Here is a 245-nt window from a genome sequence, read left to right on the forward strand (position 1 = left end):
TTGTCTGAGCAGCCTTGTCCCAATTCTGTACACCATAGCCGCTTGGATACATGGATTGCAGCGTTAACCTCGGGTCCGCAATAGCCTGTGTACCATTGCTTCTGCCGTAGCCAGCAGCCCCTGTGACTGCTCCGCTAGGCTCTTCCCAATCTCCTACTGCCAATGCTCCCTTGCGCGGTTCGTAGGCAATCTGGTAATTCTCCCAATCAACTTTCTCAAGGTCTCTCCAATCACCGCCTGCAGGT

At 53.9% G+C, this 245-nt stretch carries 1 pseudogene; it reads right to left on the reverse strand.

The features are described 5' to 3' along the window. Positions 1-245 (reverse strand): annotated as a pseudogene (locus tag SB773_RS33985) (DNA cytosine methyltransferase); the annotation flags it as partial.

The organism is Bacillus sp. SIMBA_074 (genome assembly GCF_046534555.1).
Taxonomy (GTDB): Bacteria; Bacillota; Bacilli; order Bacillales; family Bacillaceae_G; genus Bacillus_A; species Bacillus_A mycoides.